The organism is Gallibacter sp. Marseille-QA0791, assembly GCF_965119705.1.
GTDB lineage: Bacteria > Bacillota > Clostridia > Peptostreptococcales > Anaerovoracaceae > Lentihominibacter > Lentihominibacter excrementipullorum.
The window spans coordinates 576,880-600,007 of the sequence record NZ_CBCPMH010000001.1 but is presented as its reverse complement, the minus strand read 5'-3'; the positions used below and the strand labels follow the sequence as shown (position 1 = coordinate 600,007).

Genomic DNA, 23,128 nt, shown 5'->3' with positions numbered 1-23,128 from the left:
TTTTTATCAGGAGTGACGGAGTTGAGCGCGAATAATCAGACTAATATAGTTGACGAGATAAAAAGCAGGTGTAATATCGTTGATATCATTGGCAGAGTGGTTCCGCTGAAAAGAGCAGGGAGCAATTACAAGGGGATATGCCCCTTTCATAACGAAAAGACACCTTCTTTTGTTGTTTCCGAGGCAAAACAGATATTCACGTGTTTCGGATGCGGAGCCACCGGAGACGTGCTCGAGTTCGTCAAGCGCTATTACAACCTGGATTTCAGAGGTGCTGTGGAGATGCTGGCTAAGGAGTATGGCATCAGTTTAGAAGGCGCTTTTCAGGACAAGAGGGACAACGGAGAACTTTACGAGATAAACCGTCAGGCCGCCAGATTTTTTTTCAAAGGAATGCGGGAGAGGGCCAATCCGGGATATACATACATGAAAGACCGGGGGATATCCGAGGATATCCTCAACAAGTTCGGCATAGGGTATGCCGACAGCAGCTGGGACAGCTTGTACCTGTTCCTAAAAGCCCAGGGCGTGTCCGACGGGAAGATGCTGGAGCTGGGGCTGATCTCAAAGGGAAGGAACGGGTATTACGATAAATTCAGGAGCAGGGTCATCTTTCCTATCATAGACGCCAGGGAAAAGGTGATCGGGTTCGGCGGAAGGATAGTAGGCGAGGGAGAACCTAAATATCTCAATTCTCAGGAGTCGGACGTATTCAAGAAGAAATACAACCTCTACGGTCTCAATCTGACGGGGGCGGAAGTGAGAAAGCAGGATTCCATAATCCTGGTGGAAGGGTACATGGATGTGGTGTCTCTGTATCAGGCAGGTGTGAGGAACGTGTCCGCCTCTCTGGGGACAGCCCTTACGGAAAGCCAGGTCAAGCTGATAAAGCGTTATACCAGGAATGTGATATTGTCCTACGACGCCGACCAGGCAGGGCAGAAGGCAGCTATGCGGGGCCTTGACATACTCTATGGTGAGAACTGTGTCGCCAGAGTCCTGAAGGTCACCGACGGAAAAGACCCGGACGAGTTCATAAAGAAGAACGGCAGGAAGGCGTTCCTCCAGCTGGCAGACGAAGCGCTGCCCTACGGTGATTTCAAGCTGGGTTATCTGCGGCAGCAGTACGACCTGGAGGACAGTCAGCAGCGGATAGCTTACACTGAGGCAGCAGTAGATATCCTCAGAGGAATGAAGCCGGTGGAGGCCGATATATACATAAGAAAGCTGGCTGAAGAGACAGGGATCTCCGAGGGAGCTATAAGATTTGAGTATTCAGGCAATAATATCATGGAAAAGGGATACGGCAGACCTGGCGGAACCGTTGAAAACACTAAATCCGAAGGTCGCGGAACGGATGATGTCCCGCTGGTGGAAAAGGATCTGATAAAGTTGATGCTGCTGGACTCAGCCTTTATCCGACTTCCGGAGGATGTGGAGGAGGAAGCTTTCAGAAGCAGCGCCGGCAGGAACATATACAGGTGCATAGCGTCTGCTGCGAAAGATGGTTCGGTAGAGCCGCAGGAGATCCGTGAAATGCTGGATGAAGAGGATATCGGGCTGTTCGATGAGATAGAGCGGAAGGTGGTGCCTGCGGGGAAAGAACGTCACATGTTCGAGGACTGTATCGCCAAGATACGGAAGGAAATGCTGCATCGCCAGGAGAAGGAGCTGATGATGCGGCTGTCTCTGGCGGACGAAGAGGAAAATCACGATGAAATAGAAACGTTGATGAAGCAGCTCATACAGATACAGAAGGAATTGAAGAATTAAGGGGGCTTGGGAAATGAAGGAAGAATTGAAGGATAAGATAATGACGAAACCTATCGAAGAAAATGAAAAGCTGGAAAAAGAGAACAGTCTCTCTTCCATGAATGAACAGGGAGAAGGCGGGATACTGGATGAGGAAACTAAGAATCAGATAATAAACGATCTGGCTGAAAAGGCGGCAGCCAATGGCAAGAAGATGCTCACCTATACGGAGGTCTCAGACAGGCTGGGTGATATGGACATAGATAAGGATCAGATGGATGATATCTATGACAGCCTGATGAACAAGGGCATCGAAGTCAGCATGGAAAGCGAGCCTGACGACATCGAACTGATGGAGATGGATGATGAAGAGGTGGACGATCCGGAGGTGGAAGCTGTAATAGCTGAGAACCCCGACGCCAAGGAGATAGATCTGGAGTCCACCATTTCCAAGAGTATCGCTGTCGACGATCCGGTGCGTATGTATCTCAAAGAAATAGGAAAAGTGCCTCTCCTTACAGCTCAGGAGGAGATAGACCTGGCCAAGAGGATGGAACAGGGAGACGAGTACGCCAAGCAGAAATTGTGCGAGGCGAATCTGAGACTGGTGGTCAGCATCGCCAAGAAATACGTGGGAAGAGGAATGCTGTTCCTGGATCTGATACAGGAAGGCAACCTGGGACTTATCAAGGCGGTGGACAAGTTCGACTGGACTAAGGGATACAAGTTCAGCACTTACGCCACCTGGTGGATAAGACAGGCCATAACCAGATCTATCGCTGACCAGGCCAGGACCATCAGGATACCTGTCCATATGGTGGAGACTATCAACAAGCTGATAAGGGTATCAAGACAGCTGCTGCAGGAGGAAGGAAGAGAACCTACCCCTGATGAGATAGCTGCAGAGATGGGGATATCGGTGGAAAAGGTGAGGGAGATACTGAAGATATCACAGGAGCCTGTTTCCCTGGAGACCCCTATCGGAGAGGAAGAGGACAGCCATCTGGGAGATTTTATCCCTGACGACGACGCCCCGGCTCCTGCTGAGGCGGCAGCTTTCTCCATGCTGAAGGAACAGCTCGTAGATGTACTGGGGACTCTTACCGAGAGAGAGCAGAAGGTGCTCAAGCTGAGATTCGGTCTGGAAGACGGCAGAGCCAGGACTCTGGAGGAAGTGGGAAAAAAATTCGATGTCACCCGCGAAAGGATAAGGCAGATAGAGGCCAAGGCCCTCAGAAAGCTGAGACATCCGACCAGGAGCAAGAAACTGAAAGATTATCTGGAATAAAGCATAGAACGATGATGAATTTGAACGACAGATTACAGGCGATAGCAAACAGGATAGAAAAAGGCGAAACCATGGCTGATATCGGCACAGACCATGGTTTCTTGCCTATATATCTGGTAGAGGCGGGGATATCACCCAGGGCAGTGATGACCGACGTCAGCGGACCGTCACTGATGAAGGGAGAGCGGAATTGCAAAGAGCATCTCTCCGACAGCGGGGAAAAAATCGACTTCCGCATAGGTGACGGGCTTTCCATACTGGAGCCGGCCGAAGTGGACGCAGTAGTCATCGCAGGGATGGGCGGGAAACTGATTCGCGACATCATGAGCGGCGATATGGAGCTGACACGTTCCTTCGGCAAGTTCGTGCTGCAGCCTCGCATAAGACAGGGAGAGCTGAGAAAGTGGCTTCTGGAAAACGATTTCGCTATAATCCATGAGGATCTGGCGGAGGAAGGAGATCACATCTCAGAGATAATCACCGCTGTACCACGAAGGGACGGCGATGACAGCCGGAGCGGCAACGGTCTTTGCATAACGGAGGAAACGGTGGAATCCGCTTACGGCGGCGATAAGGCTGCTGTGTTTTACGATGTGCCGCCGTGGATAATGTCGTCTACAGGACCGGTAGAGGATTTCATCGAAAGAAATCTGGAGACGGAAAAGAAAAAGCTGGAAAATGTCATGCTTTCCAGGGAGCGTAACCACGCGCTGGAAAGCGACATCTGCGACAGCATTTATTATCTGAAAGGTCTGTTGGAGGGATGAAAGATGGAAGATAACAAAAAAAAGGGCATAACGGTGACGGAGGTAGTGGAAGCGATAGAGGAGATAGCTCCTGTGAGCCTTCAGGAGTCGTGGGACAACAGCGGTCTCCTGATAGGGTTTGAGGACAGCTGCGTAGACAGACTGCTGACATGCCTGGAGGTGGATATGAAGGTGGTGGACGAGGCTATACATCTTGGGGCAGGAATGATAGTGACTCATCATCCTCTGATCTTCGGCGGCATCAAGAAGCTCCACGCGGGTGATCCTGACGATAAGGCCATGATGAAGCTGGTCAGCGGCGGGATCTCGGTCTATTCCTGCCACACGCCTTTTGACAAGGTAAAGGGCGGTAATAACGACATCATCGCCAGGATGTTGGGCCTCACTTCGGTCAGGAACCTGAAGGGTGAGCCTGTGTCCGCGGCGGCAAAAATGATAGAGAGGGCCGATGAAGCCGATATAGGCAGGATGGGAAAACTGAAAGAGGCAATGACGTGCAGACAGGTACTGGGTCTCGTTTCGGCTCAGATGGATATAAGCCTTCGCCAGCTGCGCTTCGTGGGAGATATGGATGAGGAGATAACGATGGTAGGCGTGTGTACAGGCGCAGGCGCTGATTTGATGGAAATGGCCGCGGCCTCGGGGTGCCAGATGTTCATCACAGGCGATGTGAAGTACCATGAGGCGAGATATGCTCTGGCTCATGGAATAGCTGTCATCGACGCGGGACATTACGGAACTGAGAAGTTCTTCGCGTCGGCCATGAAGGAGAAGCTGGAAAAGAAACTGGAAGGAGTCAGTATCGCGGCTTCAAAAATAAATCAAGAGCCTTTTACGATGCTGTAAGAGATATTTTCCTGTGAAAAGACCGCTTTACAAAGAAATATATTTGTGGTATAAATATTAACGTCATTATCATTAATTTTTGGGTAAGACTGGCAATCGCGTATACCTTCGCGGTATATGAGGAAAGTCCGGGCTCCACAGGGCAGGGATGCCGGATAACGTCCGGCGTAGGTAACTATAGGGAAAGTGCAACAGAAACACACCGCCGAAACGGATCAAGCCGTGGCAAGGGTGAAATTGTGAGGTAAGAGCTCACAGAGACACATGGTAACATGCGTTTCGTGTAAACCCCATCCGGAGCAAGACCAAAATGGACGTGAAAAGCGGCTGCCCGTCGCTGTCCGGGAGGTAGGTCGCATGAGCCTGGCGGCAACGTCAGGCCAAGATAGATGATTGTCTGATACAGAACCCGGCTTATGTCTTACCCAAATATATATGATAAAAAGAAAAGAATTTGCAAATAATCTCTTGCAATAATCGGCGATTATGGTTATAATATAAAGGTCGCTGGATATGCGGATATGGCGGAATTGGCAGACGCGCACGGTTCAGGTCCGTGTGAAGGTTACTTCATGGGGGTTCGAATCCCTTTATCCGCACCAGATCAAGGAACAATCTTCAATACAAAACAGCCTTCCGATTTGGAAGGCTGTTTTGTTTGTAAGACGGCATGGTGTCAGTGGCCGGCTATGGCCAAAATTGATTTCCTAATCTACGGTCGATATGTTATAATATAGACTTGTAAGAGAACCTTAACGTATGTGGGAATTTGCAAGATGGCCTGTTGGAGTTATCGACAGGCGCCTAAGACCGGCATCGGAGAGAGGGTAATGCAGATTTTCAAGGCGGATGCCGTGAAGATTTGCATTTTTTCTTGTCGACACATTCATATCATGAGCGAAGAGGAGAGGACAGAGAATTGCAGGATAATCATAAAGAAGCAAAATTCAGCAACAATAATCCGTTAACGATAATAAAGGGGCTGGTAGTTGGAGGGACCATGCTGGTTCCCGGGGTCAGTGGAGGTTCCATGGCGATAATCCTTGGCATCTATGACGATCTTATCTACTCGGTAAGCTCCTTCATGAAGCATAAGGGTGCCAGCTTGAGGTTCCTGATACTTTTTTCGGCAGGGGGAATACTGGGGATGTTCCTGTTGTCCAGACCTATACTGTACCTGTTGGATGAATTCACGATGCCCACGCTGTATTTCTTCATGGGCGCGGTGATAGGCAGTGTGCCTATGATATTCAGTAAATCGGAATTGAAGAAGTTTTCCATACGGGGACTTTTTTACGTGATCGCAGGTATCGCGGTGGTAGTGGCTATTTCATTTATCCCGGCCAGTGGATCGGAGTCGTCTTTGGATGCTGATCTCACCGGTATGCTGTTCCTCGCTCTGGCGGGGTTCGTAGCAGCCATAGCCCTGGTGCTTCCGGGGATAAGCGTTTCATATCTGCTGCTCATAATGGGCCTTTACGACGAAACTGTCACTGCAATAAGTCAGGTGTATATGCCGTTCCTGCTGCCTCTGGGCATAGGACTGATACTGGGCATCGTTTTAACGACAAAGATACTGGAGAAGGCGATGACGGAGTTCCCTCAGCCTACATATCTGATGATACTGGGATTCGTACTGGGTTCTCTGGCTGAGGTTTTCCCGGGTATCCCTGCCGGGATGGAGACGATATCGTGCCTCATCGCATTGGCAGCAGGGACCGGTATAATACTGTTCATTTCAAGGAAATTCTAAAAGGATTCCGATCGAAGAGTAGCTGATATCATGGAAGATATGATGTGCAGTTAGGACAGCGGGTGGCTTCGATGGATATCTCGCTCTTGCAGTAAGGGCATTCCTTTGTGGTCGGAGCTTCTTCTTCCTTTGGCTTTTTTCCCAGGCTGGCCGCTTTGTTCATGAACTTTATCAGTGTGAACAGGACGAAGGCCACGATCAGGAAGTTGATGACCGCCATGATGAAGGAGCCGTATTTGAGGTCTACTCCGGCTATGCTGACTACCAGATCGCTGAAGTTGACGCGGACCAGAAGTCCGATTATAGGAGACAGGATGTCGTCTACGAGAGATGTGACGATAGCGGTGAAGGCCGCTCCGACGATGATACCTACGGCCATGTCCAGGACGTTGCCTCGCATGGCGAATTCTTTGAATTCATTTAAAAATTTTTTCATATGTTTACCTGCTGCTTTCTTAGTGTTATGGTCACTATAACTCACGATGAGTATTTTAACATTATTGAAAGCCAATGTAAAACTTCATTTTAATAAAAATTTAAGGGAGCTTTAATCATATCTCAGTTGTATCGACTACAGGACAAAGTGTATAATACATTGACATATTCGGAGAAAAGGTGAGGACATGAATAGAAATCAACGCCATATGGAAAGACTGCACAGAAGAAGAAAAAGGCGTATCATATTGTCGGTGATACTGGGATTGATGGTAATTACGACGTGCACGCTGGCCGCGGTGTCGTACTTTTCCACTGATGTATATAAAGATGAAAAGGAATTCGAGGAATATGCCAGGGAAGAGCTGAACAAATCGGATCAGTTCATCATGGAAGGCCAGACTAAGGTCGACTATCAATATGGCGACCCTATTTCTTACGTGGTGGAATACAGTGTTTGCGATGATAAAGATATCGCGGCTTTTCGTGACAGCCGGGTAGAGGAGATAAAGGCCAGATATAAGGAGAACAAGGACGCGGAAGAAGCCGCCAGAGCGAAGGAGTCGGGAAAAGATGAAGACTACAGGCCTCTGGAACATGCGCTGATCGTAAAGGCAGGCGTGTATCAGTCGGAACGCGGAGTGGAGAGCCTGGTCATAATGGAGACTGACAACGGAGAGAAGAACAAGGAAATGGCCAGGGACGGCGCTTCGATACATACATATCAGTTCCTGAAAGGAACGGGGAAGGTCATGGTGCCGCGCCAGATTTTCAATGATAGTTACAGGGAAATATGCTCTCAATACTTTGCCGACTATTTCAGGAAGAATTACAAGAAGGAAGAGCTGGCTGACGACTGGGAAAAATATGTTGCGGCTGATGAGAACAATTTCAATAAATTCGCATTATCCGACAGGGGCATCACCTTTTTCTTTGATGAGGGAACGATATTGAAGAAGTCAGGCGGCATCGTCGCTGCGGGAATGTCGCTTTCGGATATGGGGGCAGGTCTGCGGGAAAAACCGCTGGAGAGATACATAGATCCATCCAGACCTATGGTCGCTCTTACATATGATGACGGACCGGGAGGGACGGCAGAGGCGCGGATCCTGGCTTGTCTGAAAAGGTACGGCGAGGTGGCTACCTTCTTTTACCTGGGAAACAGAGTGGCGGGAGACTCGGTCAATGTGAAGACTGCTTATGATATGGGCTGTGAGATAGGAAACCATACCTGGAACCATCCCAAGCTGACAAAGCTGAAGCCGGAAGAGCTGGTGAAGCAGTTCGCCGATACCAATGCGGCTATAAAGGCGGTGACAGGAGCTGATCCGACAGTGTTCAGACCAAGCTATGGTATCACAGATGAAAATATAAACAGGACATCAGCCATGCCAGTCATCATGTGGACTGTCGACACCATGGACTGGAAAGACAGGGACGGCAAGAAGGTGCTGGCATCTGTTTCCAAGGAAGGAGACCTGGATGGGAAGATAATACTGATGCATTCCATATATGAATCCACAGCTGACGCCACTGAGCTTTTGATACCGTATCTGAGGGAAAAAGGATATCAGCTGGTAACGGTCAGTGAGTTGATAAGATATAAGACCGGAGGCGAGCCTCAGCCAGGGTATATTTACAGAAATTTTTGATAGTATCGCGGACAAGTTTCTGGTATACTGAAAAAAAGGAGGTGCAGGACAATGAAAAAGAAGACTTATGTGATAATCATCGCTTCGATAACGGCTGTCATAGCTTTCGTACAGTTCAGTGGGCTGGGACAGTACATAAGGGAAAATTCGATTGGAGTATCCTGTGAGGACGGCACCTGCGCCATGAAACTCCGCGACAGAATGATGGAGGAAAAATAGCGGCGTCGAAGCAGTCTGTTCAACGAGGAGAAGGACCTGTCCCATACTGAGGGACGGGTCTTATTTTTAACTGTACATATTTGATATAAAAGCGAATTCATGTTATTATATGTAATGATCCGGGTAATACATGATCAAAATAATCAATTGATATGGAGAGTGTTGTATTATGTTAATCACTAGAAGAAGCGATTACGCAATGAGGATATGTCGCGTTTTACGAGACGGGAAAGTTCACAATGTCAGGGAGATTTGTCAGCAGGAGGAGATACCGCGAGCCTTTGCCTATAAGATCCTGAGAGAGCTGGAAATGGCGGATCTGGTCAAATCCGAACGAGGCAATCAGGGCGGTTACTATCTCAACAAGCCTCTTGAAGATCTGACTATATACGATGTGGTGAGCATTACCGAAGGGGATCTGGCTATCCTTCATTGTATGAAGGAGGAATGCACCCGCAACAGCGATGCGATGCCTTGCAAGGTACATCAGGAAATAGAGAGGATACAGAACATCCTGATAACTGAGATGAAGAAAAAAACTATAGCGGAGATCATGGACTGATTTTAAAAGGCTGTTTCATCAGGTAAGAACTGGTGAGACAGCCTGTTTGTTGTGCGCCTGGCGGCGCACGTTTCTAACGGGTGAAAGTCCCGAATCCGCCCGGTAGTGGGAAGGATATAGCCGAAGGCAAGGGTGTTGCAGGTGACTGCAAATCTGAAGGAAGCCGGGTGTGGGGAAGCTACTAACCCACGGGCAAATCTCCGGTCTGACGAACAGAAATCGCATATTAGGCTATGCATGAGGGTAAGTCTGCAACACACGATGAAGCCCGATAGCTACACGGAATCATGCATGGTAAATGCGGCAGATAGATGGAGAGAAAGAAACGTGTGGTACCCAGGGAGGTCTGTGTGAGACGCCCTGAAAAGGGTAACCGCTATCGTAAGGTGGCGCTGAGCACACAGAAGTCAGCAGAGGTCATAGTAACTGAGAAGCGAAGGACCGAATCAATAGGAGTCTTAAGTACAACCTGGAAAGGAGGAATGAGCAAATGAGTGCAGAAAACGAGAAAGAAAGCTGCTCACAGAGAGATAGCGCGGAACGTAAAGGGTATGTGAGAGCGCACCGTTCATTTAACCGGATATGGAAGGAAAGAGACAGTGCAGAGCCGGACATCTTAGGTAAGATACTGGAAAGAGATAACATGAACAGAGCTTACAAAAGAGTGAAGGCAAACAAGGGAGCGCCGGGGATAGATGGAATGACCATTGAAGCGGCACTGCCATGGCTTAGGGAACATAAAGACGAGTTGATAGGAAGAATCAAAAGAGGGAAATATACCCCCTCACCCGTAAGACGAGTCGAAATTCCAAAGCCGGATGGAGGAATACGAAAGCTTGGTATTCCTACCGTCATCGACCGAATCATCCAGCAGGCAATAGCACAGAAGCTGATGCTAATCTACGAGCCAATGTTCTCGGACGGAAGCTACGGCTACAGGCCGGGACGGAACGCAAAAGATGCAATAGAGCGAGTAAGGGAATACGCCGAGGAGGGATATCGCTATGCGGTGAGTCTCGACTTGAGTAGGTATTTTGACACACTGAACCATGAGATATTACTGAACAGGCTGCGTAAGGAAGTCAAAGATGAGAGGGTCATCCAAATCATCAAGAGATATCTTAAAAGTGGAGTGATGGAAAATGGAGTGGTCATGGACACGGAAGAAGGCTCTCCGCAAGGAGGGAACCTGTCCCCGCTGCTTGCTAACATCTATCTGGACGAATTCGACAAGGAATTCGAAAGGAGAGGTGTACCGTGTGTGCGGTACGCTGACGATATCGTACTACTTGCAAAGAGCGAGAGAGCGGCTAAACGGCTATTGGAAACAAGCACTTCATACTTGGAAAACAAGCTGAAGCTGACTGTCAACAGAAAGAAGAGCAAAGTGGCCAGTGTGTATGCGATTCGAAATTTTAAGTTCCTCGGCTTCGCATTGGGAAGGAACGGAAATGGTACATTCATTCGAGTTCATCCGAAGTCGTGGAAGAAGATGAAAGCCAAACTGAAAAGCCTGTCTTCCCGCAGACATGTTCAGAGCGTAATACCGGCACTGTGCAAAATCAGAGAGTATATGCGAGGATGGCTTAACTACTACGGAATCGCAGCGATGAAGCAAGCAATCGAAGAACTGAATGGATGGCTATACCACAGAATACGCATGTGTATATGGAAGATGTGGAAAAAGCCGAGGTCGAAGATGAAGTATCTGATGAAGCTTGGGATACCGAAGCATTATGCCTTCATGGCGGCTAACAGCCGCAGAGGGCATTGGTTTACATCGGCAACCAGCACAGTAAACAGAGCCTTATCAAAAGAAATACTGGTACGCAAAGGCTTTTATGATTTAGCCGATGCATACCAGCAGATGCACGTCAACTATTGAAACCGCCGTATACGAGAACCGTACGTACGGTGGTGTGAGAGGACGGCGGTTAGTCACCGCCTCCTACTCGATTATTTCACCGCAGCTTCTCCAGCGCCTGCTTCATATCATCCGGCAGCGGCGCTTCGAAGGAGAGGGGCTCCTTTGTTATGGGGTGTGTGAAGGAAAGGCTGGCGGCGTGGAGGGCCTGCCTCTCGATAAGGTGGACGTTTTCGCCGCCGTAGAGGTGGTCTCCCAGCACTGGATGGCCTATGTGGGACATGTGAACACGTATCTGGTGGGTGCGGCCGGTCTCCAAAAGTAGCTCCACCAGCGAGTATCCGGAGGTGAATTTTCTCGCCGGGAATCTGTCCAGCACCTTGTAGTGGGTGACGGACGGCGCGCCGTCTTCCATGACGCCTCGGCGGACATCTACGGGATCGGGTCTGCCGATGGGCAGGTCGATGGTGCCGGAATCTGAGCTGACGATGCCGCAGACGATGGCGATGTAGCGCTTTTCCACCAGATTTTCCTTCATCTGCCTGGTGTAGTCGTTCTGGCAGTAGGCGTTCTTCGCTACTACAAGAAGACCGGAAGTATCCATGTCCAGCCTGTTGACGAAGCGTATTTTAAACGACTGCCCTGTCTTTTCCATGTAGTGCATAAGGGCGTTGGCCACGGTTCCCATAGGGTGGCCTTTGGTGGGATGGACGATGAGTCCCGACTGCTTATTGAGGATGAGGAGGTCGTCGTCCTCGAAGACGGGATAGAGGGGGATATCCTGTGGGGGAAAGCCGCTCTTTTCGTCGGGAAGGGTTATCTTCACCGTGTCTCCGGCCTTCGTCTTTATCCAGCCCTGGGTCTTCTGGCCGTTGAGCATCACCAGCTTTTCCCGCTTTATCCTGTTTCTCAGTCTGGCGGAGAAGTCGAAATATTGTCTCATGATGTCCTTTACTTCCAGACCTTCGTCTTCATCCGTAACTTTATGTATGAAATCCGTCATTGTTGTTAATATCCCTTTCATCAGAGGAACTTGGTCTTTACCTTGTTCCAGAAGTCGTAATTTTTGAATCTCATCAGCCGCACGTGGGTGTCGGAGATGGTAACTCCTATCTTTTTGACACCTGAGTATTCTGTTTCGATACCGTCATTGACGATATATATGACATCGTCGCTGTGTTCGGGAGTCACACCCAAAGACAGCTCTGCCGGCAGCAGTATGCTGGAGGTGAAGGAGCGATAGGCGGTGGTGTTCATAGGTGCTATGGGAGTTACCTGTAACAGCTTGAGCCTTGGATCGACGATGGAGCCGCCCAGGGAATAGTTGTATGCGGTACTCCCGGCCGGGGTGGCCACCAGCAGGCCGTCTCCGCTGAACCGCTCTATGGGCGTCTCACCGATGGATATGTCCAGATGGATGGAGTAGGAGTGCCTTCCCTTGATGAGTATCTCGTTGAGGCCCAGATGTGACTCACATCTGCCGTTATCTGTGGTGACTGTCGCTTTAACGGTACTCAGCTTTTGTATGGAGTACTCTCCCTGTTCGTAGTCGGAGATAAAGTCGTCCAGGCTTTCCGGTGAGATCTCCTGGAAAAAGCCCAGATGTCCTGTGTTTATCCCTATTATCGGGCAGTCGGGAAAATTGCAGGAATGGACGGTACGGAGGAGAGCACCGTCTCCTCCTATGCAGATTATCAGCTCTGTGTCGGCAGGCGAGTAATCGTTTCTCACCTCATAGCCTTTGTTTGACAGCTTTTCCACCAACATGGAGCGGTTTTTCAGCGAAATATCAGTACCGTTTGTAAATACGCTTATGCATCCTCTTTTCATTCTTTTCTCCTGTAAAAGGTGTTTTTTTTCGTGCGGCCGGTTTTCCATGAGATCACCGGACTGCAGCCGCTAGACCAGCTTTTCGAACTCATCCAGCAGGGAATTGAAGGTCTCCATGGCCTTCTCCACAGGCTCAGGCGAGCTCATGTCCACGCCGGCGATCTTCAGAAGCTGGATAGGGTAGTCGGATTCGCCGGTCTTGAGAAACTCTATATACGCCTTTCTGGCCGGTTCGCCATCAGTCAGTATCTTATTTGAGATGGCTGTGGCTGCCGAATAGCCCGTGGCATATTTGTATACATAGAAGGCGTTGTAAAAATGCGGTATGCGGGCCCACTCGTACTTTATGGTGTCGTCCTTTTCCACGGCGGTGCCGTAGTATTTGGCGTTGAGCTCTTCGTACTGCTGACACATACTGTCTGCGGTGAGGACCTGTCCGCTTTCGATGGCCCTGTGGGTCATGTCTTCGAATTCGGCGAACATGGTCTGTCTGAAGAGGGTGGTCCTGAATTCTTCCAGATGCATATTGAGAAGGTATCTCCTCATTTCCAAATCGGTCTCTTTGTCCAGCAGATATCGCATGAGCAGAGATTCGTTGACTGTAGAAGCCACTTCAGCCGTGAAGATGGAATGACTGCCGTAGATGTAAGGCTGGTACTGTCTGGTGTAGCTGGAATGCATGGAGTGACCCATCTCATGGACGATAGTGAAGACGTCTTTCAGGGTGTCGGTATAATTGAGCAGTATATAGGGATAACTGTCATAACTGCCAAAGCTGTAGGCTCCGCTTGTCTTTCCCTTGTTTTCATATACATCTATCCAGCCCTGGGATATGCCCTCATTCATCCTGTCGATGTATTCCTGGCCGAGAGGCGAAAGGCCGGCTCTCATGATGTCCAGACCCTCTTCGTAAGGGACTTGTTTTTTCGGTAGTTGTATAAGAGGTACATACATATCGTACATATACATCTTATCCAGTCCCAGCATTTCTTTCCTCAATTCCACATATCTGTGCATGGTCGGAAGATTTTTGTTAACGACGTTCACCAGGTTGTCGTAAACTTCGCCAGGGATATTGTCGCCAGACAGAGCAGCGGCTCTGGCCGATTCGTATTTTCTTATCCTAGCGTTGATCACGTCGCTTTTCGTGTTGTAGTTGTAGCAGGTAGCGATGGTATTGATGAGGCTTTTATATGGATCGTACATGGCCTCGTATGCAGCTTTTCTCACACCGCGGTCATGGCTTTCCATGAAGGTGATGTAATTGCCATGGGTAACAGCCACCTTGTCGCCGTCCTCGTCGGTTATCTCGGGAAATTTCATATCGGCGTTGTTGAGCATGGTGAAGATGTCGTTTGTTGCGCCGGTGACTTCGCTCATCTGGGCCATGATGTTTTCCTCCGGCTGGGAAAGAATGTGTGCTTTCTGACGGAAGGTATCCTTAATGGCAAACCTGTATTCTTCGAGGCCCGGTTCCTTATCGACAAAACCCATAACGTCATCTTCGGAAGCAGACAGCAGTTCAGGGGTAAAGAAAGCCAGGGCAGCCGATACTGCGGCGATGACCGCATTGCACTTGCTGGACATGGCCTGGTATCTGCTGTCGCTGTTATCTTCATCACGTCTCATGCGGGCATAGACGTATATCTTTTCCAGCTCTCTCCATATGGAATCCCTTTCCTTAAAAGCGGAAAGCAGGGTAGCAGCATCGCTGGTAAGCCTGCCACCGTAAGCCTTTGCATACTCTCCGGCCTGCTTTTCGATGTCTTCAAGAGCGCCGTCGATGATCGATTCATCCGATATCATGGCCTCTATGTTCCACTTGTATTTGTTATCTATCTGGTTTCTCGTCTTTAAATTTTTCGAATCCATTTTTACCTCCGTAATATTTTACTTTGCTGGCGGAATATTATATAATAGTTGCATTGATCAACACGGCTTCGCCGCAAGGTAGCAACTATTGAAACATGCTTCGACAAGCTCGCATGTTATAATGAATGCATTGATCAACACGGCTTCGCCGCAAGGTAGCAACTATTGAAACATGCTTCGACAAGCTCGCATGTTATAATGATTGCGTTGATCAACACGGCTTCGCCGCAAGGTAGCAACTATTGAAACATGCTTCGACAAGCTCGCATGTTATAATGAATGCATTGATTGAAAACAGCTTCGCTGAGAGGTAGCATTCATTGAAACATGCTTCGACAAGCTCGCATGTTATAATGATTGCATTGATCAACACGGCTTCGCCGCGGTTTCATCGTGGTTGTAATGACCATTATACCACAAAATGAAAGGATTATTACCGGAATGGACAACAGACCTATAGGTTTTTTTGATTCGGGACTGGGCGGACTGACCTGCGTTCCGCCGTTGATGAAAAAGCTGCCTGATGAAAGGATAATATATTTCGGAGATACAGCCAGGACGCCATACGGCTCCAAAGCAACTACTACCATAAAGCGGTTTTCCACGGAGATAGCTGATTTTTTGGTGGAAAGTGGAGCGAAGATGATAGTAATCGCCTGCAATACGGTAAGTGCAACGTGTGTAGACGATCTGAGGGAGAGATTCCCACATATACCTATACTTGGGATAATAGAACCGGCTGCCAGGACCATAGCCGAAAGGTGTACAGAAAAAAACAGGATAGGTATAATCGGGACGAAGGTGACTATAGCCAGCAAGGCGTATGAGTCCTGCATCAGAAGATACAGCGGCGGTCTCAACATATTCGAGACGTCGTGTCCCGCCTTCGTGCCACTGATAGAGGAAGGGATCATCGACAATGATATCATGGATCTGACTATAAAGTATTATATGAATGATTTTGTCCGTAACAATCGATTGGACACCCTGGTGTTGGGATGTACCCATTATCCTCTTATCAGTAAAAATATAGAAAGGATTTATCCTGAGCTGCACATAATAAACCCGTCTGATATCATGGCCGATACGATAGCGCAGATATTGGGGGAACGAGGAATGCTGGCCAAAGATCCCGAGGCGGGCAATGTATTTTATGCCAGCGATTTATCGGAGAATTTCATGAATATGATAGATAGCATATTCCGGGGAGAGGGCGACGATGCCAAGGTGAAATTCCTTAATTTTGATATGGAAATGGAGAAAAACGCGTATGAATTTTGAAGAACTGCTTGAATATCTGGATCTGGAGGACGGAAGCGATTTTGAGTACTTCGAGGCCATGGCCGATCTGATAGAAAGTGAGGAATATATAGATCAGGAGGCTGTCTACAGCCTCTTTCAGCAGGCGGACAAGACCATGATAGAGGAGCTGATCAACGACTATTTTGAAGACGTCTTGGATGGTCTTCCCGATGATTCGGGGGAAATCTTTTCATTGCTCCATCAGATAAAGATGAGTCTTACCGGTATGGTGGCAGGGGCGAATGATGACGAAGACGATCTGAGGCGTTTTGTCGATGAGTTCTGCCGCTTCAGAAACTGGTATTCTCATGAGTCGGAAGTCAGGCTTGTTCCTGAGTCCGGTGAGCCTCTGTACCATACGGTCAGGGATGCTATAACCGCTTCCCGCGTGGAAAAGCTGGGCGGTGAGAAGTACAGGTATGATTTCGAGAATGCGCTGGATTATCAGCTGGACAGCTATATCATGCTATTTTCTGACTTGGCATCGTCTGGAGACGATGATGAGGGTACTATCGTTTTCTCTCCGGAGGACGGTGAGCCGGGAGATGTGGATGATGATAGCCGATATATGTAATGGCGGGAGACTGGTAAGATGGAAAGCAGCAATGTGACGGCCGGAGAAAAGAAGCTGGATTGGGATGACATCTTCAACGTCTTCGGCGATGAGTTTGACAGATTCGGTTTTCCCGCAGACGTGTACCGGGTCACGGCAGGCTTTGGCGGCGAGGCGCTGCTGATAGTGGGCAGTGAGAAAACCGCGCTGCTGGACTGCGGTATGGCTTACTGTGGCAGCAGGATGGTGGAAAAGCTGGCGAGGCGGCTGGCGGAAAACGGCCGGGAAAAGCTGGACTATATAATACTGAGCCATTCCCACTACGATCACATGGGGGCGCTGCCTTATGTGAGAAGGAGATTCCCCGAGGCGATGGTGTGCGGAAGCCGTCACTGCAGAGACATCCTGAGGCGGCCCAATGCCAGGAAGCTCATAAAGGAGCTGGGAGAAGCGGCGCGGAAACTATATGATCCGGAAAGCAACGTGGAGATTCCGGTGGATGGTCTCGCAGTAGATGTGATATTGGAGGATGGAGACGTGGTGTCGCTGGGAAACGGATATCTCGTAGCGCTGGAGACAAAAGGACATACGGATTGTTCCATGAGCTTTGCTCTGGAGCCGGCAGGCATCCTTTTTACCAGCGAAAGCACCGGGATGCTGGAGACATCAGAGTATGTACATACCCCGATACTCAAAGATTACAGCGATGCCATGAAGTCGCTGAAGAAGTGTCGGGAATACGGAGCGAAATACATATGTCTGCCTCACTTTGGTATGCTGCCCCAGTATTTCAACGAAAGATACTGGGAGATGTTCGAGGCGGCCTGTCGTGAAAAGCTGGGATTTGTCGGGGACATGGTATCGCGGTCCCTGACGGAAGATCAGATGACAGATGAGTACATAAAAAGATACTGGAATCCCGCATTGGAGAAAGTCCAGCCTGTAGAAGCTTATGTGATAAATGCCAGAGCCATCATCAAAGCGATGATGAAGGCTCTGGAATAAAGTCAGAGAGATCGATCCTCTCTGACCGATGATTCGTACAGCATATAAGTATTGACAAAGCCGAATCTTTCCGACGATGTTTCGCCGATTATGCGGAAACCGAGGCTTTGATAAAACTTTATATCGTCGGCTGTGTTGGTGAACAGCATGATAGGGAGTCCTATCTGGTCGGCGTAGCGACAGACCTGTGACATCAGCTTCCGGCCGCGACCCTGATGCTGGTATTCGCTGGCGACACCGAGGAAATCAGCGTATATGTGGGGCCTGGGAATATCGACTGTAGCTTCGAGACGATCCAGTTCCTCGAAGAGGGCAGCGCGTGTCTGCTTTTCTTCCTTAGAGAGTTTGCTGATGACAGCCCTGTACTCTTTTCCATAGCTTCCTGCCGCCAGATGTTTTAAAAACGTATACTTCATGCGGTCGGAGTGGATGATGAGGACAGCTTCTCTGACGTTTTCGTCCAGACTGAACCCGGAGCCGTATCGCAGATCAAAGGCTGTGTAATAACGGAGGGTCGCTTCCAGCGCCAGCAGCCGTGTCTTCTTATCACTGAAGGCTTGTATCAGTTTGGGATAGCTTTCAAAGGCGCTCAGGTAAGTGAGCACCAGCTTTTCCTTATCGGAGTTTTTTAGTTTATAAAGTTGTGGTATAGTTATTTTAGTTTTCATAATACAATAATGATACCATTATCCATGTATATGTTCAACACCTTTAAGTCAGGAGGAAAATATGAAAGTTCTCGTCGTTGTGGACATGCAGAGGGATTTTATAGATGGAGCGCTGGGCACTGCGGAGGCCGAGACCATCGTGCCTAAGGTCAGAGAGAAGGCAGCGGGATATCGGGATGCAGGTGACTGTGTCATATTCACCAGGGATACCCACGGATCTGATTACCTTGATACCCAGGAAGGAAGAAAGCTGCCGGTGCCTCATTGCATAAAAGGGACCGTCGGCTGGGAGATAGATCCCCGTCTGGAGACGGCGGGTTCCCTGGTGATAGATAAGCCGACATTCGGTTCTGTCCGTTTGACGGAGAAGCTGTCAGAGATGGATAGGACAACTGGACTGGAAAGCGTAGAGCTGGTGGGGCTGTGTACCGATATATGCGTCATATCCAATGCCATGCTGATAAAGGCGGCTCTGCCGGAGGTGCCAGTGCTGGTGGATCCGGTCTGCTGCGCAGGCGTGACCCCGGAAAGTCATGACAGAGCTGTCGAAGCGATGAAGGCGTGTCAGATAGATATAGTAAGTTAAAGGGAAGCAGGGATAAGGAAAGGATGAAAAAATGTTCAATGCGGAAAAGACAAAAAACGATATGGTGAAGTGGATAAGAGACTGGTTCGAGGAGAACGGCAGAGGATGCAAGGCCGTGGTGGGCCTTTCGGGAGGCAAGGACAGTTCCGTAGTGGCGGCGCTGTGTGTGGAAGCCCTCGGTAAGGACAGGGTGCTCGGGGTGATGATGCCTAACGGAGAACAGTTCGATATCGATGTGTCTCATAAGCTTGTGGAGCATCTGGGGATCGAAGGGATAGTCGTCAACATCAAGGATGCCTATGCCGGAGTAGTGGGAGAGCTGGAAAAGCATTTCGGGACCTTCGAAGGCCAGGCCAAGGTGAACCTTCCTCCAAGACTGAGGATGTCGGTACTGTATGCTGTTTCTCAAACTGTCAACGGAAGGGTGGCTAACACATGCAACCTTTCGGAAGACTGGGTAGGCTACAATACCAGATACGGCGATGGGGCAGGAGATTTCAGTCCCATGGCGCATCTGACTGTGCAGGAAGTAAAGGCTGTAGGCAGAGCCTTGGGGCTTCCGGATATGTTCGTGGAAAAAGTGCCGATCGACGGCCTCTGCGGCCTTACTGATGAGGACAATCTGGGGTTCACCTATGCGGTACTGGACAGGTACATAAGGGAAGGGATCTGTGAAGATGAAGAGACTAAAGCCAGAATAGACAGGATGCATCAGATGAATCTCTTCAAGCTCCAGCCGATGCCGGCTTTTGAGTATGAGCCGGAGGAGTGAGGTGTGATAAAGGCAGGGACCGGTTAACATATCGCCTGCTTTGACGTCCATAAACTTAAAAATTCTTAAGGACTACTTAGACGTATCCTTAAGAATTTTTTTGTATAATGAGCGGGAAGGAGGAGGAAGAAATGAAAAAAGATAAATTGATTTTACTGGCTGCCATCGCTGCGGTAGTGACTGTGTGCGCTGTCGTTCCCGTCAGGCTCAGTCGTGCGATGGTAAGTGAAAGCGGCGGCAGATTTTCGATTATGAAAAAACAGCCGGGGCTGGGATATAATAAACCGGAGGCGCTGACATATTATTCTCATATCACTAAGACTGAGAGACATGCTACGGTGTTCCTGCCTTTCGGGTATACGAAAGACAAAAAATATCCCGTTCTCTATCTTTTTCATGGACTGAACGGAAGCCACCGGAGTTGGAAGAACAAATCGGCTGACGTTATCCTCCAGAATCTCTATTATTCCAGTAAAGCACCGGAGATGATAGTCGTGTGTCCAAACAGTGCTGTCAATCGGTGGGAGAACACCAGAGGACTGAAGCCGTCAGAAAAGCGAAAGGCGTATGATCTGACCGCGAAGGAAGTGGTGGAAAACCTCATGCCGGTCATCGAAAGCAGGTATTCAGTCAAGAAGGGGCGGGATAATACAGCAGTAGCGGGAAATTCCATGGGCGGGAGAAATGCTCTGTACACGGCCTTTACATATCCGGACACTTTCGGATACGTGGGTGCTTTTTCACCGGCATATGTATTGGAAAGACCGGGTGAGACCGGCAAATGGGCTCCGTTGCTGAAAAGCGTGAAGCTGCCGTCTGAGGCTCAGAAATTCAAGCTGCTGATGATGTGTGTCGGCAGATCGGACAGGCGGTGCGGAGATGTAGCGTACAAGCTGCACGATGTAATGAGCCGTGAAAAGACGGAGCATGTTTTTTATGATATGAAGGGCGGCCATGACGACGGAGTGTGGCAGAAGGCGCTGCAGGATTTTGCCGCCAGGATATTCAAGTAGTCAGGGTCATATGGGAAATATCGCTAACGCTGTATTACAGGTAAGGGTCAAAACATAGGCACATTGAAAAAAAGAGAACAAGGTAGTATGCTACTAAGTAGCAACTACAGGAGGAATAGCACATATGTGGCGAACATCGGATGAGTGGGAGAAAATAATCAAGGAAGCGTATACAAGTGACCTTCCCTTAAAAAGATGGTGCCTGGAACACAATATAAAAGATATTACCTTTAGAAAGGCCCGGGAAAGGCTCCTTCGAGAAGGGAAATTACGATTTATGGAAGAAAAAGTCCTGTTGCCCATAGATGAGAGTAGGAAGTGGGTACGATTGCCATCAGAAAACATCCGGGCAATTCTCGTTTTAGAACCTATCAGAGGGAATCTGTCTATGGAGTCCATGGCATCTATCATAGCGTTCGATCTGGATCTGCCCCTGATACCGGGGCAGATATTCTTCTTCATAGAAAAGAAATGGAAACAGATCTATGCGCTGAAGATATGCAAGAATGGATATTGCCTTTTCAGCAGAAAGCTCGAATACGGAACATTTTACTGGCCAAAATCTCACAGTTACGCCCGTGATTTCATGTACAGATATGAATATGACAGGCTTCTCAAAACCATTGAAAATTAATATGGAAGGATCCTTAAAACCATGGAATAGTCCTTAAAATCATTGAAATTTCAATGGTTTTTTGATATAATAAAGTCATGAAACAGATAGATCTTTCATCCATGACAAAAGCAGAATTGGAAAAATATGCACTGGACACCTCAAGAAAACTGGATGAGGTTTCAGCAGAGCTTGAATATTACAGAAAGATGTTTCGCCTTAGTCAGGCTAAGAGGTTCGGAAGAAAAAGCGAAAAGTCTTTAATAGATGACGGGCAGCAGGAGTGCTTTTTTAATGAAATAGAGAAAGAAGCCGATCTGAGGTTGCCGGAGCCAAAAGCGGAGAAAGCATGTCCTGTTCGCAAGATTAAACGAAAGGGAAAGAAAGACGCTTTTATCAGTGCCTTAAGAAAAACGGATCCTGTAGAATATGTGCTTACAGAAGAAGAGCAGCTCTGCCCTGTATGCGGCCATAAGCTTCATGAGATGACCAAAAGGATCCACCGCGAAGTGGAGATCATCCCGGCAAAGGCAGTTGTGCGTGAGCATATACAGCATATATACAGCTGCAGGAACTGTGAAAAAAACGGAACCGAAGCTACGATCATCGCCTCTCCAATGACGAGATCTCTGCTTCGTGGAAGCATTCTGTCACCGTCACTTGGTGCATACGTCATAACAAGGAAATATGAAAACCGTGATCCTCTGGATAAGATATCTAAAGATCTTAAGCGCTATGGTGTAAACATCAGCAAAGCAACCCTTTCAAACTGGATGATACTTCTTACGCAGAATTATCTTAAGGCTGTTTACGACAGGATGTACGAGAAGCTCCTGTCATATGATATCATCCAGGCTGACGAGACGAGCCTGTCGGTGCTGAGGGATAAGACGCGGGAAAAGAGCTACATGTGGATGTTCCGAAGCGGAAAGGGTATATCACCTATCGTGCTTTATCATTATGCGGATGGCTCTCGTGCAGGCTATGTCCCGGAAACATTCCTTAAAGAATATCACGGATACCTGCAGACAGACGGATATCAGGGCTACCTGAGTGTGAATGATGATATCATCCACGTAGGCTGTCTGGCCCATGCGAGGCGGTATTATGCAGACGCGCTAGAGGTGTTAAATGATAAAGGAAGTCCCGGGGCCTTAAAGATAAAGGAAGGGATCGTATGGTGTGATAAGCTGTTTCTTTTAGATGCCAAGTGCCATGAATTATCTACCGAAGAAGAACGAAGTGAATTCAGAAAGACCACGATGCGGAAGGTATTTGAGGGCTTCTTTGCGTGGGCGGAAGAAGAATCACAAAAGCCACTTCCCAAGGGGCTTTATCTTAAAGCGCTGAATTACACGATAAACCAGAGGAAACCATTGATGAATACCCTCCTTGATGAGAGGCTTGAGGTTTCCAATAACAGGAGTGAACGTGCGATAAAGCCGTTTGTGATGGGCCGTAAGAACTGGCTGTTCTGCAATACGCCAAGAGGGGCAAAGTCAAGCGCAATTCTGTATAGCATTGTGGTAAGCGCCATAGAAAATGATCTGCTGCCATTTGAATATCTGAGCTATCTGCTTGACCAGCTCCGTAGGATCGATCTGAATGATAAAGAAGCCATAGACAGCCTTATGCCATATTCAGAGCAGTTACCTGATGAATGCAGAAGAAAAGAAAACGAATAAAGAAAAAGTCCCCTTGTTCACATCTCTGTGAACAAGGGGATTGTTTTACCTTGTGCCTATGTTTTGACCCTTACTATTACAGATGCTTCCA

At 48.5% G+C, this 23,128-nt stretch carries 22 protein-coding genes, 1 tRNA gene and 1 other RNA gene; 19 read left to right on the top strand and 5 right to left on the bottom strand.

The annotated features are described in order from the left end of the window. Positions 1-21 precede the first annotated feature (21 nt). The 7 genes from dnaG to ACQY69_RS02770 all read left to right on the top strand — a co-directional run bounded on the left by dnaG (position 22) and on the right by ACQY69_RS02770 (position 6,406). Positions 22-1,773, top strand: a complete 1,752-nt coding sequence (gene dnaG / locus ACQY69_RS02800; RefSeq protein WP_428258435.1) for a DNA primase — start codon at positions 22-24, stop codon at positions 1,771-1,773. Positions 1,774-1,894: 121 nt separating this feature from the next. Then, positions 1,895-3,040 carry an RNA polymerase sigma factor RpoD gene (rpoD, locus tag ACQY69_RS02795; RefSeq protein ID WP_428261004.1) on the top strand — a complete coding sequence of 382 codons (1,146 nt, stop codon included), beginning with the start codon at positions 1,895-1,897 and terminating at the stop codon, positions 3,038-3,040. Between the two features lie 11 nt (positions 3,041-3,051). After that, on the top strand, positions 3,052-3,807 hold the full coding sequence (locus ACQY69_RS02790; protein WP_428258433.1) for a tRNA (adenine(22)-N(1))-methyltransferase: 756 nt from the start codon (positions 3,052-3,054) through the stop codon (positions 3,805-3,807). A gap of 3 nt (positions 3,808-3,810) precedes the next feature. Further along, entirely contained in the window at positions 3,811-4,653 is an 843-nt protein-coding gene (locus ACQY69_RS02785; RefSeq protein WP_428258431.1) for a Nif3-like dinuclear metal center hexameric protein, read from the top strand. Positions 4,654-4,733: 80 nt separating this feature from the next. Then, positions 4,734-5,085, top strand: an RNA gene (gene rnpB, locus ACQY69_RS02780) — RNase P RNA component class A. 83 nt (positions 5,086-5,168) lie between these two features. Continuing rightward, positions 5,169-5,255: transfer RNA gene (locus ACQY69_RS02775), tRNA-Leu, on the top strand. A 317-nt stretch (positions 5,256-5,572) separates the two neighbouring features. Then, entirely contained in the window at positions 5,573-6,406 is an 834-nt protein-coding gene (locus ACQY69_RS02770; RefSeq protein ID WP_428258430.1) for a DUF368 domain-containing protein, read from the top strand. A gap of 28 nt (positions 6,407-6,434) precedes the next feature. Here the strand turns inward: ACQY69_RS02770 and mscL are convergent, their stop codons facing one another. After that, positions 6,435-6,842: a large conductance mechanosensitive channel protein MscL gene (gene mscL, locus ACQY69_RS02765; protein ID WP_428258428.1), complete on the bottom strand. Its 408-nt coding sequence runs from the start codon at positions 6,840-6,842 to the stop codon at positions 6,435-6,437. A gap of 187 nt (positions 6,843-7,029) precedes the next feature. Between mscL and ACQY69_RS02760 the strand changes: the two genes are divergently transcribed. From ACQY69_RS02760 to ltrA, 4 genes are all read left to right on the top strand, one after another. Continuing rightward, a complete protein-coding gene (locus tag ACQY69_RS02760; RefSeq protein ID WP_428258426.1) occupies positions 7,030-8,493 on the top strand; it encodes a polysaccharide deacetylase family protein in 1,464 nt (487 codons plus the stop codon). A gap of 51 nt (positions 8,494-8,544) precedes the next feature. Beyond that, complete coding sequence (locus ACQY69_RS02755; RefSeq protein WP_428258424.1) at positions 8,545-8,712, top strand: hypothetical protein; 168 nt, start codon at positions 8,545-8,547, stop codon at positions 8,710-8,712. A 169-nt stretch (positions 8,713-8,881) separates the two neighbouring features. Continuing rightward, a complete protein-coding gene (locus ACQY69_RS02750) occupies positions 8,882-9,274 on the top strand; it encodes an RrF2 family transcriptional regulator (RefSeq protein ID WP_428258423.1) in 393 nt (130 codons plus the stop codon). A 490-nt stretch (positions 9,275-9,764) separates the two neighbouring features. Continuing rightward, positions 9,765-11,159 carry a group II intron reverse transcriptase/maturase gene (gene ltrA, locus ACQY69_RS02745; RefSeq protein ID WP_428257586.1) on the top strand — a complete coding sequence of 465 codons (1,395 nt, stop codon included), beginning with the start codon at positions 9,765-9,767 and terminating at the stop codon, positions 11,157-11,159. A 76-nt stretch (positions 11,160-11,235) separates the two neighbouring features. Here ltrA and ACQY69_RS02740 read toward each other — a convergent pair whose 3' ends face one another. The 3 genes from ACQY69_RS02740 to pepF all read right to left on the bottom strand — a co-directional run bounded on the left by ACQY69_RS02740 (position 11,236) and on the right by pepF (position 14,840). Then, positions 11,236-12,141, bottom strand: a complete 906-nt coding sequence (locus ACQY69_RS02740) for an RluA family pseudouridine synthase (RefSeq protein ID WP_428258422.1) — start codon at positions 12,139-12,141, stop codon at positions 11,236-11,238. A gap of 20 nt (positions 12,142-12,161) precedes the next feature. Continuing rightward, positions 12,162-12,968, bottom strand: a complete 807-nt coding sequence (locus ACQY69_RS02735) for an NAD(+)/NADH kinase (RefSeq protein ID WP_428258421.1) — start codon at positions 12,966-12,968, stop codon at positions 12,162-12,164. A gap of 69 nt (positions 12,969-13,037) precedes the next feature. After that, a complete protein-coding gene (gene pepF / locus ACQY69_RS02730; protein WP_428258419.1) occupies positions 13,038-14,840 on the bottom strand; it encodes an oligoendopeptidase F in 1,803 nt (600 codons plus the stop codon). A gap of 441 nt (positions 14,841-15,281) precedes the next feature. Here pepF and murI point away from each other — a divergent pair, with 441 nt between their 5' ends. From murI to ACQY69_RS02715, 3 genes are read left to right on the top strand one after another with little or no spacing between them, the layout of a single operon-like run. Then, positions 15,282-16,121, top strand: coding sequence for a glutamate racemase (gene murI / locus ACQY69_RS02725; protein WP_428258417.1), 840 nt, complete (start codon positions 15,282-15,284; stop codon positions 16,119-16,121). Continuing rightward, on the top strand, positions 16,111-16,716 hold the full coding sequence (locus tag ACQY69_RS02720; RefSeq protein WP_428258415.1) for a hypothetical protein: 606 nt from the start codon (positions 16,111-16,113) through the stop codon (positions 16,714-16,716). Before murI ends, ACQY69_RS02720 begins: the two co-directional genes overlap by 11 nt. Positions 16,717-16,734: 18 nt before the next feature. After that, on the top strand, positions 16,735-17,700 hold the full coding sequence (locus tag ACQY69_RS02715) for an MBL fold metallo-hydrolase (protein WP_428258414.1): 966 nt from the start codon (positions 16,735-16,737) through the stop codon (positions 17,698-17,700). A 2-nt stretch (positions 17,701-17,702) separates the two neighbouring features. Here the strand turns inward: ACQY69_RS02715 and ACQY69_RS02710 are convergent, their stop codons facing one another. After that, positions 17,703-18,305, bottom strand: coding sequence for a GNAT family N-acetyltransferase (locus ACQY69_RS02710; RefSeq protein ID WP_428258413.1), 603 nt, complete (start codon positions 18,303-18,305; stop codon positions 17,703-17,705). Between the two features lie 124 nt (positions 18,306-18,429). Here ACQY69_RS02710 and ACQY69_RS02705 point away from each other — a divergent pair, with 124 nt between their 5' ends. The 5 genes from ACQY69_RS02705 to tnpC all read left to right on the top strand — a co-directional run bounded on the left by ACQY69_RS02705 (position 18,430) and on the right by tnpC (position 23,037). Continuing rightward, on the top strand, positions 18,430-18,954 hold the full coding sequence (locus tag ACQY69_RS02705; protein ID WP_428258412.1) for a cysteine hydrolase family protein: 525 nt from the start codon (positions 18,430-18,432) through the stop codon (positions 18,952-18,954). A 31-nt stretch (positions 18,955-18,985) separates the two neighbouring features. Then, complete coding sequence (nadE, locus tag ACQY69_RS02700) at positions 18,986-19,726, top strand: NAD(+) synthase (RefSeq protein WP_428258411.1); 741 nt, start codon at positions 18,986-18,988, stop codon at positions 19,724-19,726. 131 nt (positions 19,727-19,857) lie between these two features. Next, on the top strand, positions 19,858-20,739 hold the full coding sequence (locus tag ACQY69_RS02695; protein ID WP_428258409.1) for an alpha/beta hydrolase: 882 nt from the start codon (positions 19,858-19,860) through the stop codon (positions 20,737-20,739). A gap of 124 nt (positions 20,740-20,863) precedes the next feature. After that, positions 20,864-21,373: an IS66 family insertion sequence element accessory protein TnpB gene (tnpB, locus tag ACQY69_RS02690; RefSeq protein WP_428257568.1), complete on the top strand. Its 510-nt coding sequence runs from the start codon at positions 20,864-20,866 to the stop codon at positions 21,371-21,373. Positions 21,374-21,450: 77 nt separating this feature from the next. Next, positions 21,451-23,037, top strand: coding sequence for an IS66 family transposase (tnpC, locus tag ACQY69_RS02685; RefSeq protein ID WP_428258407.1), 1,587 nt, complete (start codon positions 21,451-21,453; stop codon positions 23,035-23,037). Positions 23,038-23,128 lie beyond the last annotated feature (91 nt).

What these genes read in the sequence shown, in the direction of transcription:
- ACQY69_RS02715 (WP_428258414.1), top strand. Translation starts at nt 16,735, where the DNA reads ATGGAAAGCAGCAATGTGACGGCCGGAGAAAAGAAGCTGGATTGGGAT.
- tnpB (WP_428257568.1), top strand. Translation starts at nt 20,864, where the DNA reads ATGTGGCGAACATCGGATGAGTGGGAGAAAATAATCAAGGAAGCGTAT.
- ACQY69_RS02755 (WP_428258424.1), top strand. Translation starts at nt 8,545, where the DNA reads ATGAAAAAGAAGACTTATGTGATAATCATCGCTTCGATAACGGCTGTC.
- ACQY69_RS02760 (WP_428258426.1), top strand. Translation starts at nt 7,030, where the DNA reads ATGAATAGAAATCAACGCCATATGGAAAGACTGCACAGAAGAAGAAAA.
- ACQY69_RS02705 (WP_428258412.1), top strand. Translation starts at nt 18,430, where the DNA reads ATGAAAGTTCTCGTCGTTGTGGACATGCAGAGGGATTTTATAGATGGA.
- ltrA (WP_428257586.1), top strand. Translation starts at nt 9,765, where the DNA reads ATGAGTGCAGAAAACGAGAAAGAAAGCTGCTCACAGAGAGATAGCGCG.
- ACQY69_RS02785 (WP_428258431.1), top strand. Translation starts at nt 3,811, where the DNA reads ATGGAAGATAACAAAAAAAAGGGCATAACGGTGACGGAGGTAGTGGAA.
- tnpC (WP_428258407.1), top strand. Translation starts at nt 21,451, where the DNA reads ATGAAACAGATAGATCTTTCATCCATGACAAAAGCAGAATTGGAAAAA.
- pepF (WP_428258419.1), bottom strand. Translation starts at nt 14,840, where the DNA reads ATGGATTCGAAAAATTTAAAGACGAGAAACCAGATAGATAACAAATAC.
- mscL (WP_428258428.1), bottom strand. Translation starts at nt 6,842, where the DNA reads ATGAAAAAATTTTTAAATGAATTCAAAGAATTCGCCATGCGAGGCAAC.
- ACQY69_RS02790 (WP_428258433.1), top strand. Translation starts at nt 3,052, where the DNA reads ATGATGAATTTGAACGACAGATTACAGGCGATAGCAAACAGGATAGAA.
- murI (WP_428258417.1), top strand. Translation starts at nt 15,282, where the DNA reads ATGGACAACAGACCTATAGGTTTTTTTGATTCGGGACTGGGCGGACTG.
- ACQY69_RS02720 (WP_428258415.1), top strand. Translation starts at nt 16,111, where the DNA reads ATGAATTTTGAAGAACTGCTTGAATATCTGGATCTGGAGGACGGAAGC.
- ACQY69_RS02750 (WP_428258423.1), top strand. Translation starts at nt 8,882, where the DNA reads ATGTTAATCACTAGAAGAAGCGATTACGCAATGAGGATATGTCGCGTT.
- nadE (WP_428258411.1), top strand. Translation starts at nt 18,986, where the DNA reads ATGTTCAATGCGGAAAAGACAAAAAACGATATGGTGAAGTGGATAAGA.
- ACQY69_RS02740 (WP_428258422.1), bottom strand. Translation starts at nt 12,141, where the DNA reads ATGACGGATTTCATACATAAAGTTACGGATGAAGACGAAGGTCTGGAA.
- ACQY69_RS02735 (WP_428258421.1), bottom strand. Translation starts at nt 12,968, where the DNA reads ATGAAAAGAGGATGCATAAGCGTATTTACAAACGGTACTGATATTTCG.
- ACQY69_RS02695 (WP_428258409.1), top strand. Translation starts at nt 19,858, where the DNA reads ATGAAAAAAGATAAATTGATTTTACTGGCTGCCATCGCTGCGGTAGTG.